Raw genomic sequence first — 12,152 nt, 5'->3', positions numbered from 1 at the left:
GAGAAGTTCAAGACGGACTTCAAGAAGAAGTTCAATGCTGACGTGCAGATCTACGCACCGTACGTGTACGACGCGACGATGGTGCTGGTGGACGCGATGGTGAAGGCCGGCTCGGCTGATCCGGCGAAGTACCTGCCGGTGCTGGCGAAGACGAACGGCTACAAGGGCGTGACCGGCACGATCGCGTTCGACGAAAAGGGTGACGTGAAGAACGGCGCCCTGACCCTGTTCACCTACAAGGGTGGCAACCGCGAGCAGATCGCGGTCGTGCGCTGATCTCGGACTCCAAGGGTTGATTGACAGGGGCTGCCGAAAGGCAGCCCCTTTTTTCATGCCCGGCCGCTCAGGCGCGGCCTGTCGTCAGCATTCGACGATGTTCACCGCCAGGCCACCGCGCGCGGTTTCCTTGTACTTGGTCTTCATGTCGGCGCCGGTTTCGCGCATGGTCTTGATGACCTTGTCCAGGCTCACGTGGTGAACGCCGTCGCCGCGCAGCGCCATCCGGGCCGCGTTTATCGCCTTCACCGACGCGATGGCGTTGCGCTCGATGCACGGAATCTGCACCAGCCCGCCCACCGGGTCGCAGGTCAGCCCGAGGTGGTGCTCCATGCCGATCTCGGCCGCGTTTTCCACCTGTTCCGGCGTGCCGCCTGACACAGCAGCCAGGGCTGCAGCGGCCATCGAGCAGGCCACGCCCACTTCGCCCTGACACCCGACCTCGGCACCCGAGATGCTGGCGTTCTCCTTGTAGAGAATGCCGATGGCCGCAGCGGTGAGCAGGAAGTCGATCACGCCCTGTTCGTTCGCACCGGGGATGAAGCGGTGGTAGTAGTGCAGCACGGCCGGCAAGATGCCTGCCGCACCGTTGGTGGGCGCTGTCACCACACGGCCGCCGGCTGCGTTTTCCTCGTTCACGGCCAGCGCGTACAGATTCACCCAGTCCATCACCTGCAGCGGGTCGCGCAGGGCGGCTTCGGGATTGGCGGTGAGTGACGCATGCAGCGCGGCGGCACGCCGACGCACCTTGAAGCCACCCGGCAAGATGCCTTCGGTCTTGCAGCCACGGCTGACGCAGGCCTGCATCACGTCCCAGATGCGCAGCAGGCCGGAGCGGATGTCTTCCGCCGTGCGCCAGTGCAGCTCGTTGCGCCACATCACCTGCGCAATGCTCAGGCCATGGGCCTGGCATTGCGCCAGCAATTGCGCACCGGTGGTGAAGGGCAAGGGCAGCACGGTGGCGTCTGGGGCGATCACCTTCTGGCGTGAACCGTCGGCTGCCACTTCGTCACTCACCACGAAGCCACCGCCCACCGAGTAATAGATGCGGCTGTCGATCTCCTGCCCCTGCGCGTCGAAGGCCGCCAGCTTCATGCCATTGGCATGGAAGGGCAGGGTTTCGCGGCGCATGAACAGCAGGTCTTCCTTCTCGATGAAGCTCACTGCGTGATGCCCTGCCACCAGCAGCTGATGTTCGGTGCGGATGGCCGCCAGCAGCTCAGGCACCTTCTCCACATCCACCGTGTCGGGCTCATGCCCGGCCAGGCCGAGCAGCACGGCGGTGTCGCTGCCGTGGCCCTTGCCAGTCGCACCGAGTGAGCCATACAGCCAGCAGCGCACACGCGCGGTGCTGGCCAGATGGCCGCTGGCGACCAGGCGGTTGACGAACAGACGCGCAGCCCGCATCGGCCCGACCGTGTGCGAGCTGCTGGGCCCGATGCCGATCTTGAACAGGTCAAACACTGAAACGGCCATGGTGCGAGGTCTCCGGATCGAGGGTGCCCGGCGAAGTGTGTGCCGGTGATGTGAACGGGGCCGCATGCAGCGGCCCCGGGAGTTGGCTGGGCCCCGCAGCTTGTCCGGGGCGTTTCAGCGCGTCAGTCAGCCAGTTCGCTGATGGGCAGGCAGCTGCAGAACAGGTTGCGGTCACCGTAGACGTTGTCGACACGGCCCACCGGCGACCAGTACTTGTTGCGGCGCAGCGCGGGCAGCGGGTAGGCAGCCTGCTCGCGGCTGTAGGCGTGTGCCCAGTCGCTGCTCAGCAGGCTCTCGGCCGTGTGCGGTGCGTTCTTCAGCGGGTTGTCCTCGCGCGGCCACACGCCGTTTTCCACCTGGCGAATCTCTTCGCGGATGGCGATCATCGCGTCGCAGAAGCGGTCGAGTTCTGCCAGCGGCTCGCTTTCGGTCGGCTCGACCATCAGCGTGCCGGCCACCGGGAACGACAGCGTCGGTGCGTGGAAGCCGTAGTCGATCAGGCGCTTGGCCACGTCCTCGGCGCCAATGCCCGATGCCTCCTTCAGCGGACGCAGGTCCAGGATGCATTCGTGGGCCACACCGCCGCCCTTGATGCCGGCCTTGCCGCCGCTGTAGTGGATGTCGTAGTGGTCAGCCAGTCGTGCAGCCACATAGTTGGCGCTGAGGATGGCCACTTCGGTGGCGGCCTTCAGGCCTTCGGCACCCATCATGCGTACGTACATCCAGCTGATCGGCAGCACGGCCGCGTTGCCCAGCGGCGCGGCAGACACGGCACCCACGCCACCGGCGCGCACCTGGCCCGCCGTGGCATGGCCCGGCAGGAAGGGCACGAGGTCTTCGACCACGCAGACCGGACCGACGCCCGGGCCGCCACCGCCGTGAGGGATGCAGAAGGTCTTGTGCAGGTTCAGGTGGCTCACGTCGCCGCCAAACTCACCCGGCGCGGCCACGCCGACCAGCGCGTTCATGTTGGCGCCGTCGACATACACGCGGCCACCGTGCTGGTGCACGAGCGCGCACAGCTCCTTCACCCGTGGCTCGAACACGCCGAAGGTGGACGGGTAGGTGATCATCACCGCCGCCAGTTTGTCGGTGTGTTGTTCGCACTTGGCGCGCAGGTCGTCGAGGTCAACGTTGCCGCCGGCGTCACACTTCACCACCACCACCTGCATGCCCACCATCTGGGCCGAGGCCGGGTTGGTGCCGTGGGCACTTTCCGGGATCAGGCAGATGGTGCGCTGCTCGTCGCCGCGCGACAGGTGCCAGCCGCGGATCGCCAGCAAGCCGGCGTACTCACCCTGCGAGCCGGCATTCGGCTGCAGGCTGATGCCGGCGTAACCGGTGGCCTGGCACAGCCAGGCGGTCAGCTGGTCATTCAGCAACTGGTAACCCGCCAATTGCTCAGCCGGCGCAAACGGGTGCAGGTGGGCAAACTCCGGCCAGGTGATGGGCAGCATCTCGCTGGTGGCGTTCAGCTTCATCGTGCACGAACCCAGCGGGATCATCGTGCGGTCCAGCGCCAGGTCCTTGTCCGACAGCTTGCGGATGTAGCGCAGCATTTCGGTTTCGGAGTGGTGGCTGTTGAACACCGGGTGGCTCAGGAAGCCGCTTTGGCGCTGCAGACCTTCCGGCAGGCGCAGGGCTACGCCAGCTTCCCATTCAGACACTTCCGGCACGGTCTGGCCTTCGGTGCTGAACCACAGCAGCAGGTCGGCTAGGTCGGCGCGGGTGGTGGTTTCGTCGAGCGTCACACCCAGCACTGTGTCAGAGACGCGGCGCAGGTTGGCGCCGCTGGCCACGGCACGGGCGGCGATTTCGTCGGTGCGGGCACCGGTGCGGATGCTCAGCGTGTCGAAGGCGGTCGTGTTCAGGACCTCGTGGCCCAGGCGCGCCAGGCCTTCGGCCAGCACGGCCGTGAAGCTGGCCACGCGACGGGCGATGCGGGTCAGGCCGGTCGGGCCGTGATAGACCGCGTACATGCTGGCCATGACGGCCAGCAGCACCTGCGCCGTGCAGATGTTGGAGGTGGCCTTTTCACGGCGGATGTGCTGCTCGCGGGTTTGCAGCGCCAGGCGGTAAGCAGGGTTGCCGTGGGCGTCCACGCTCACGCCCACCAGACGGCCGGGCAGCGAGCGCTTGAATTCGTCCTTGCAGGCCAGGTAGGCGGCGTGCGGGCCACCGGCGCCCATCGGCACACCGAAGCGCTGGGTGTTGCCCAGCACAATGTCTGCGCCCCATTCACCCGGGGGCGTCAGCAGGGTCAGGGCCAGCAGATCAGCGGCCACGATGACGGCGGCCTGCTTGGCATGCACGGCGTCGGTCAGTGCGCGCAGATCCGGGATGTGGCCGGTGCTGGCCGGGTACTGCGCCAGCACAGCGAAACAGTCGTGCTCAGCGACCAGCTGCTGCAGCTCGCCCACCACCACGCTCAGGCCGAGCGGCTCGGCGCGGGTGCGCACCACTTCGATGGTCTGCGGGTGGCAATCGGCCGACACCAGGATCACCTGGCTCTTGGACTTCACGCTGCGCTTGGCCAGGGTCATGGCTTCGGCTGCGGCGGTGGCCTCGTCGAGCATCGAGGCATTGGCCATCGCCATGCCCGTCAGGTCGGTGACCATGGTCTGGAAGTTCACCAGGGCTTCCATGCGGCCCTGCGAGATCTCGGCCTGGTACGGCGTGTAGGCCGTGTACCAAGCAGGGTTCTCGAGGATGTTGCGCAGGATGACGCCCGGCGTGTGGGTGCCGTGGTAGCCCTGGCCGATGAAGCTCTTGAGCACCTGGTTCTGCTGCGCAATGCCGCGCAATTCAGCCAGCGCCTGCGCTTCGCTGACGGCCGCCGGCAAGCGCATCGCTTCCGGGCGACGGATGCTCTCCGGCACGATGGTGCTGATGAGCGCCTCACGCGATGCAGCGCCGATCACGCTGAGCATGCGGGCTTCATCGTCAGCCCAGGGGCCGATGTGACGGGCGGTGAATTCGCTGGCGTTTTCCAGCGCGGCAAGGGTGTGTGTCATGGCAGTGCGGCGAAAGCGGCAGATGTGTTCAAACGCCCGGTGGCCCGATGCGGCAAGGCATGGCAACAGGGCAGGGGCAACAGGGAGTTTCAGGGGCCGCAGGTGAGTGCGGCCAACCCATCACAGGGTCTTGAGCAGCGCGTCGTACGCGGTGGCGTCCATCAGGCCGTCCAGCTCGGCGGGGTTCGCCAGCTTGACCTTGAAGAACCAGCCAGCGGCCAGCGGGTCGGTGTTGGCCAGCGACGGATCGTCACGCAGCGCGTCGTTCACGGCCACGACTTCACCGTCGACCGGCATGTAGACATCGGCAGCGGCCTTGACCGATTCGACGACGCCGGCGATGTCGCCCTTGGCGTAGGTCTTGCCCACTTCCGGCAGGTCCACGAACACCACATCGCCCAGGGCGTCCTGGGCGTGCACGGTGATGCCCACCACGGCGGCTGCGCTGTCAGCGGCGTTGATCCATTCGTGGTCGGCGGTGTACTTGATCGACATGTCGGGGCTCCTGGAGCTTTTCAGGGTCAGAGGAAAGGAAATGGGAAGGAAATCGGGGCGACGCGCTCAGCCGCTCAGCCGCGGTAATAGCGGTTCGGCGTGAACGGCATGGCGGTGACGGTCATCGGCAGGCGCTTGCCGCGCACTTCGGCGAAGACCTGGGTGCCCACGGCGGCATGATCCACCGGCAGGTAAGCCATGGCAATCGGCGTGTTGACGGTCGGGCCGAGCGTGCCGCTGGTGACGGTGCCCAGGCGGGTGCCGTCGGCCGAGACGATCGCTGCGCCTTCACGCACCGGGGCGCGCTCGGCGCCCACCAGGCCCACGCGCTTGCGGGCAGCACCAGCCGCCAGTTGCGCGTCGATGACGGCTGCACCGGGGTAGCCGCCAGCACGGGCGCCACCGGTGCGGCGCACCTTCTGGATGGCCCAGGTCAGCGCGGCTTCCACTGGCGTCGTGGTGGTGTCGATGTCATGGCCGTACAGGCACAGGCCGGCTTCCAGGCGCAGCGTGTCGCGCGCACCCAGGCCAGCAGGCTTGACTTCCGGCTCGGCGAGCAATGCACGCGCCAAGGCTTCGGCCTGGTCCTGGTGCACGGAGATCTCGAAGCCGTCTTCGCCGGTGTAGCCCGAGCGGGTGACGAAGCAATCGGCACCGGCCAGCGTGAACACGCCGCCGGTCATGAAGGTCAGGCTGGCCACGGCCGGGTTGAGGCGGCTCAAAGCGGTCACGGCCTGCGGCCCTTGCAGGGCCAGCAGCGCGCGCTCAGGCATGGGAATCACCTCGCACAGGTGGCCGATGTGCTGCTTGAGATGGGCAATGTCAGCGTCCTTGCAGCCAGCATTCACCACCACGAACAGGTCACCAAACGCGGCGGCAGCGTCGGCCTGCGGGCGGGTGATCATCAGGTCGTCCAGCAACGTGCCTTGCTCGCTGGTGAACAACGCGTAACGCTGCTTGCCAGCCGGCAGGTCGATCACGTCAACGGGCACCAGCGTTTCCAGCGCAGCGCCGGAGCCAGCGCCCACCAGGCGCAGCTGGCCCATGTGCGACACGTCGAAAAGCGCGGCCGCATCACGACACTGGCGGTGTTCGGCCATCAGACCGGCGGGGTACTGCACCGGCATGGCGTAGCCGGCGAACGGCACCATGCGTGCGCCCAGTTCCAGGTGCAGCGCGTGCAGCGGCGTGTGGTGCAGGGAAGTTTGATCTGGGGCGGCAGCGGACATGTGGAGCTTTCGAGGGCAGTTCTGACTTAACCACGCAATGGTTGAGAAGTGCCCCCGCTGTCCGCTTTACCTGAGAGATTGACAGTGCCGTGGATGACGGACACCGCTTGCCCCTTCGGTGGACAAGCTCGACGGCTTGTCTCTCTCCAGTGAGGAACGTCTTGCTTGTTACGGCAAGCCGCTTGTCAGTCCTTTTGCCTGAGCGTTCGAGGGGTGAACCTCTGCGCCTTCGGCGGCCCCGGATGGAGCTCTCTCCTGACAAGACGGCAGTGTACCCGAGCCGCATCGCCGCCATCGCGCGCCAGCCGCTTCGGGTGCAGAATTTGATGCTTGCCTGGGCTGCTGACGCGCCCGCACAGATCATGAACGGACCCTTGAATGCCTCCACGCCTATTGCTCAACGCCCTTGCGGCGACCATCGTTTTCGCTGTGTGTCCGATGAGTCATGCCGCAAGGGCAGCAACACCCGCTGAGGCAGCACCCGTGCGGGTCAAGCTGACAACCACAGCCGGTGACATCGTGGTGCAACTCGAATCGAGCCGGGCACCGCTGTCGTCGGCGGATTTCCTGCGCTATGTGACGACTGGCCTGTACCAGCAGCAGGCTGGCTTCTACCGCGTCGTGCGGGAGGACAACGACCGAGGCTCACCGCCCATCCAGGTCATCCAGGGCGGTTTGCTGGACGAGAACCGGGAGTTGCCGCCGGTGACGCATGAGCCCACGTCAATGACTGGCTTGAAGCACCTTGACGGCAGCCTGTCGCTGGCGCGCGGCGCGCCGGGCACTGGTGGCGGGGCTGCGTTCTTCATCTGCGTCGGCGATCAACCCGGGCTGGATGCAGGTGCCGCGCGCAACCCAGATCGACAGGGATTCGCCGTGTTCGGCCGTGTCGTGAGCGGGATGGATGTGGTGCGCCGCATTCATGCCAGCGTCACCGACCCGGAGCAGGGCGAGGCGTATGTCCGCGGCCAGATGCTGAAGGAGCCGGTGCGCATCACTCGGGCCGCAGTGGTCGATTGACCCCATCGCTTGCGGCCACGCCAATAAAAAGGCCTCCAGAGCAGAACTCATGGAGGCCGTTGGGTGCCCGGAGAGGGCTCCGGATTGGTTGATCAATCCGGTGAATGAGGTTGACGAGCCTGATCTCGGCACTGGTTGCAACAGTTAGGGCTGCTTGGTTCCCCACCTGACCCAGTTGGCTGCGCTTCCATGCGAGGAGGCCCGTCAGCATTGATTGTAGGCGATGGCAGCGTCATTCCGGCGGGCGGGCATTCAACTCTTTATTTGGCAGCAACAGACGCACGCCGCCGTCGTCGCGCAGTTCCAGCTTGCCCTGCGTAGCCAGCTCCAGCACGACCCGGCTGACCATCTCGCGCGAGGCGCCCACCATGCGTGCCAGCTCATGGCGCGAGACCCGCTCTCGCACGATGCGAGAGCCGATCTGTTCGGGCTCCGACATGTCGTGCAGCGCCCGCATCACACGGCCGGGTACATCTTTCAGGGCGAGCGAATTGATCTGGCGGTGTGCACGGCGCAAACGCTTGACCAGGGTGCGCATCAACATCCACGACAGCACCGGGCGATCAGGCAAGGTGCGTGCAAGCACCGCACCGGGCAATTCCAGCACGTCGCAGTTGGTTTCGCAGCGTACGCTGGCAGAGTGCGGCTGGTTGTCGATCAGGCACATCTCGCCGGCATGGTCGCCGGTGCGCAGCACATCCAGAATGACTTCGCGGCCACGGTTGTCGGTGCGCAGCACGTGGGCCTTGCCTTGCAGCAGGATGTAGAGCGAATGGCCATGCTGGCCCTGTTCAAGAATGTATTCCCCGCGCATGTATCGGCGCTTGAAGCTTTGCGCGGCGAGTTCCTGGGCTTGCTCGATCGGTAGCGCCGCAAGCAGCGGAATGTTGAGTAGCAGGCCTGGGCCCAAAGGCTGAGGCGGTCGGTTGGGTTCTTCGTGCAGGTGATCGGGCAGGGGCATCGGGCAACCAGAGGCATGTGGTGGCAGAAAACTTGCCGTCCTGCTGGCAAGTGCGTGGCGCTGCGCGGGGCAGCCATGCCTTTTCTTTAACGGGTGACCATGCTAGGTCGCTGCAATCGATTGACAAACAGCCGTTCGTCGGGTGCCCCTTGCCGCAACTCATTGCTGCGCAAATGTGTCTCTCCCGTGACACATGAACGCGCAGATTTCCATGAAAAAAGCCACCCTAGGCGTTTGCCCGGGTGGCTTTTGGGTGGGTTTTAAGCTCCGTTGAGCTGCGTTGCGCTCAGTGTGGGCTCAGTGTGGGCTCAATGTGGCTTCAGTGCAGCGTCGGCGCGTACTCAGCGCAGTTGCAGGTCGTCATTGCCGAAGGTGACATTGATCGGCTCGATCACCACCTGCTTCGGGCCTGCTTCGACCACGCCGGCAATCACCGCATCCACGCCCAGCGCCTTCGAGATCTCGACGGTGCGTGCAGCGTCCTCGGCCTTGACGAACAGGGCAAAACCGGCGCCCATGTTCAGCGTGGAGTAGGCCTCGCGGTCGTCGTGGTGGGCGTGCTTCTGGATGAAGCTCAGCACCGGCGGCACGGCCGGCACGGTGTGAATGCGGTAGGTGAGGGTGCTTGGGTGCCGCAGCAGCTTGCGCCAGCCGTGGCCGGTGATGTTGGCGCAGTAGTGCATCGACACGCCAGCCTTGGCCAGCGCTTCGGTGACCGGGCTGTACAACGTGGTCGGGGCCAGCAGGGCCTCGCCGTAATTCAGGCCGGGCGCCACTTCGGTCAGATAGCCTTCCGGCAGACGCTCGAGCAGCTTGCGGGCCAGGCTCAGGCCGTTGGCATGGATGCCGCTGGACGACAGCAGCACGATGACGTCGCCTTCAGCGAGCTCATCGCCGACGCTCAGGCGCGACTTCGGGCTGATGATGCCGGTGCAGGAGGCTGCCAGGTCGATGCGCCCGCTTTCCACAATACCCGCCAGGGCCGGCGTTTCGCCGCCGCCCCAAGCCACGCCGCAGGTGTCGCAGGCTGCTTTCCAGCCCGCCACCAGGGCTTGCGCCCGCTGGGCGTCGCCGAACCAGTCGCTGCCACCGGCAGCCCAGTAGGCCTGCACCACCAGCGGCGTGGCGCCGACGGTGATCAGGTCATTCACGGCCATGGCAATGGTGTCCTGGGCGATGCCGGCGTAGTAGCTCTTGCCCGTCAGGGCGTGCATCTCGTCGGCCACCAGGGCCTTGGAGCCGAGGCATTCAACGATGCTGGCGAGGTAAAACGGGCCCACGTCCACGACGTAGGCGGATTCGCCGCGCGAGGCCTTCACCTCGGTGAAGCCGTGGGCGGTGAGGTGGCCGGCGGTGGCTGCGGCAGCGCGCTGTGCGGCCACCTTCAGCGGATCGATCAGGTCGTAGTTCACGCCGGCCTGTTCATAGCTCAGGGTGGCGCCGGTGGAGTCGTGGGCAGAAGCAGTCATGGGGCGGGATTATCCTTCAGCCACGCGCCTCGGGGGCAATTCCGGCATCTTCAGACCCGTAGAATGACCGCATGAGTTATGTCGTCCTGGCCCGCAAGTACCGGCCTCGCAGCTTCGAAGAGATGGTGGGGCAGGACCACGTCGTGCGGGCCTTGACCCACGCGCTCGAGCAGCAGCGGCTGCACCACGCCTACCTGTTCACTGGCACGCGGGGCATTGGCAAGACCACCGTGTCGCGCATTCTTGCGAAGAGCCTGAATTGCACCGGGCCCGACGGCCAGGGCGGCATCACCGCGCGCCCCTGCGGCGTCTGCAGCGCCTGCCGCGAAATTGATGCCGACCGCTACATCGACTATGTGGAACTGGACGCCGCGTCCAACCGCAGCATCGACGAGATTCGCGAGTTGATCGAGCGGGCGGCCTACAAGCCGTCCGTGGGTCGTTTCAAGGTCTTCATGATCGACGAAGCGCACCAGCTCACGAAGGACGCGTTCAACGCTTTGCTGAAGACGCTGGAAGAACCGCCGGACTACCTGAAGTTCGTGCTGGCCACCACCGACCCGGAAAAGATGCTGCCAACGGTGCTGAGCCGCTGCCTGCAGTTCAACCTGCGTCCGATGGCGCCGCAGACGGTGGCCGAGCACCTGGCCCGCGTACTGGAAGCGGAACAGGTGCAGGCGGATGCTGGCGCGCTGCGTCAGCTCTCGCGGGCAGCACGGGGTTCGATGCGCGATGCGCTGTCGTTGACCGACCAGGCGATCGCCTTTGGCGGCGGCCAGCTGGAAGAGTCGGCCGTGCGCGCCATGCTCGGCGCCGTGGATCGGCGCCATGCCGAGCGGCTGGTGCAATCGCTGTCGGAGCGTGACGGGCGTGCCGTCATCGATGAATGCGAGGCGCTGCGAGCACAAGGCCTGTCAGCCGCCGGTACGCTCGATGAGATGGCGCGTCTGCTTCAGCAGATGGCGGTGGCGCAGGCGGTGGCCAATGGCCTGGACGAGACCGACCCGGACACCGAAGCGGCGCGTCGCCTGCACAGTGCGCTGGCCCCTGATGAAACACAACTGCTTTACAGCATCTGCCTGCAAGGCCGTGCTGAGCTGAGCTTGGCGCCTGATGAATACGCCGGGCTGGTGATGACCTTGCTGCGCTTCATGGCGTTCCCTGCCATGTCGGCTGATGCTGCGCCACCCGTCGGTTCCGGCGGCCGAACGGCGGCAGCGCCCTTGCTGGCCAAGCGGGCTGAGCACCGGTCGGTGGCCGTGCCCACGTCGGCAGCACCGGCCGCACGTCCGCAGGCAGCAGCGCCCGTCACACAGGCCGCCGCTCGACCCGTCTCCAGCGCGTCACCGGCCTCCGTGCCGGTGGCCGCTCCGCGTGCAGCATCGCCCGTGGCCCCGCCTGAGGTGCCAACGGCTGCGCCAAGCGCTGCTGCGCCGAACACCGCGCCAGCCAATCTGCCCGAGGCTGCGCCAACGATCGCGCCAGCAGCTCAGCCTGCGATGTCGCGCCCCGTGGCCGCACCGCCCGTCATGGCCGCTCCTGCGCCAGCCCCCGTGGTGGCCGCGCGCCCGCAGCCTTCCGCGCCGGCTCGTGCTTCGGCACCTGATGACGGCCCGCCGCCCTGGATGGACGAGGCTCCGTTTGAAGCGGATGTGCTGCCGGTTGCCGCCAGCGCTGCGAGCCAGCGCATTGAACGGCCGGTGGAGCCCGAGGCAGAGCCCGAGCACTTCGCGCCTGCCGCGCCCGTTGAACGCCGTGCCGCCGCCGCCGACCGGCTGGCCGCGATCGAAGTGATGCGCACGCCGCTTGGGGACCGCTGGGCGGCGTTGACGACCCAGTTGACTGGCAGCGGCGCCATTGCCGCCCTGGCGCGCGAGCTGGCCATGCAGGCCGAGTTGATCGCCATCGAGGCACAAGGCGGCGCCGAGGTGTGGCAGTTGCGTGTCGAGCGCGAGACGCTGCGCTCCACCGGGCTGGTCGACAAGCTCCAGACGGCCGTTCGTGGCGTGCTGGGCGCGGCCGTGTCGCTGGCGGTCAGCCCTGGCGTGGCCCAGGATTCACCGGCCCGCCGCGACGCGGAATTCGCCGCGCGTCGACAATTCGACGCTGAGCAAACCATTCAGCAAGACCCGCTCGTGCGGGCCATGCTGTCGCAATTCAACACGGCGCGCATCGTCTCCGGCTCCATCAAGCCGGTCTGATGCCCCCGTGG

The 12,152-nt window shown here is 66.6% G+C and carries 9 protein-coding genes, 1 other RNA gene and 2 riboswitches; of the genes, 3 read left to right on the top strand and 7 right to left on the bottom strand.

Annotation, left to right across the window (positions count from 1 at the left end; genetic code table 11):
• Positions 1-276 (top strand): ABC transporter substrate-binding protein (locus AACH00_RS19270; protein ID WP_341400805.1); only part of this gene is annotated, 276 nt, incomplete at its 5' end.
• Positions 277-360: 84 nt separating this feature from the next.
• Here the strand turns inward: AACH00_RS19270 and AACH00_RS19265 are convergent.
• The 4 genes from AACH00_RS19265 to gcvT form a co-directional block, all read right to left on the bottom strand.
• Positions 361-1,752, bottom strand: a complete 1,392-nt coding sequence (locus tag AACH00_RS19265; protein ID WP_341400804.1) for an L-serine ammonia-lyase — start codon at positions 1,750-1,752, stop codon at positions 361-363.
• A gap of 122 nt (positions 1,753-1,874) precedes the next feature.
• Entirely contained in the window at positions 1,875-4,766 is a 2,892-nt protein-coding gene (gcvP, locus tag AACH00_RS19260) for an aminomethyl-transferring glycine dehydrogenase (protein ID WP_341400803.1), read from the bottom strand.
• Positions 4,767-4,886: 120 nt separating this feature from the next.
• Positions 4,887-5,261, bottom strand: a complete 375-nt coding sequence (gcvH, locus tag AACH00_RS19255; protein ID WP_300472239.1) for a glycine cleavage system protein GcvH — start codon at positions 5,259-5,261, stop codon at positions 4,887-4,889.
• A 74-nt stretch (positions 5,262-5,335) separates the two neighbouring features.
• Positions 5,336-6,490 carry a glycine cleavage system aminomethyltransferase GcvT gene (gene gcvT / locus AACH00_RS19250; RefSeq protein WP_341400802.1) on the bottom strand — a complete coding sequence of 385 codons (1,155 nt, stop codon included), beginning with the start codon at positions 6,488-6,490 and terminating at the stop codon, positions 5,336-5,338.
• A gap of 47 nt (positions 6,491-6,537) precedes the next feature.
• Positions 6,538-6,650: riboswitch (glycine riboswitch) on the bottom strand.
• A 16-nt stretch (positions 6,651-6,666) separates the two neighbouring features.
• Positions 6,667-6,758, bottom strand: a riboswitch (glycine riboswitch).
• Between the two features lie 215 nt (positions 6,759-6,973).
• On the opposite strand from gcvT, the gene AACH00_RS19245 reads away from it, so the two are divergent.
• The gene (locus AACH00_RS19245) at positions 6,974-7,510 is read left to right on the top strand and encodes a peptidylprolyl isomerase (RefSeq protein WP_341400801.1); all 537 of its coding nucleotides are present in this window, start codon (positions 6,974-6,976) and stop codon (positions 7,508-7,510) included.
• A gap of 109 nt (positions 7,511-7,619) precedes the next feature.
• Here AACH00_RS19245 and ffs read toward each other — a convergent pair.
• The 3 genes from ffs to AACH00_RS19230 form a co-directional block, all read right to left on the bottom strand.
• Positions 7,620-7,716: signal recognition particle sRNA small type (ffs, locus tag AACH00_RS19240), an RNA gene on the bottom strand.
• Between the two features lie 26 nt (positions 7,717-7,742).
• A complete protein-coding gene (locus tag AACH00_RS19235) occupies positions 7,743-8,324 on the bottom strand; it encodes a Crp/Fnr family transcriptional regulator (protein WP_341400800.1) in 582 nt (193 codons plus the stop codon).
• 488 nt (positions 8,325-8,812) lie between these two features.
• On the bottom strand, positions 8,813-9,940 hold the full coding sequence (locus AACH00_RS19230; RefSeq protein ID WP_341400799.1) for an AIR synthase-related protein: 1,128 nt from the start codon (positions 9,938-9,940) through the stop codon (positions 8,813-8,815).
• Positions 9,941-10,011: 71 nt separating this feature from the next.
• Between AACH00_RS19230 and dnaX the strand changes: the two genes are divergently transcribed.
• Entirely contained in the window at positions 10,012-12,141 is a 2,130-nt protein-coding gene (dnaX, locus tag AACH00_RS19225) for a DNA polymerase III subunit gamma/tau (protein ID WP_341400798.1), read from the top strand.
• Positions 12,142-12,152 lie beyond the last annotated feature (11 nt).

Source organism: Ideonella margarita (genome assembly GCF_038066635.1).
In the GTDB taxonomy this organism is placed as follows: Bacteria; Pseudomonadota; Gammaproteobacteria; order Burkholderiales; family Burkholderiaceae_C; genus Ideonella; species Ideonella margarita.
Note: the sequence above shows the minus strand (reverse complement) of the source record. Positions and strands in the feature narration are given on the sequence as shown.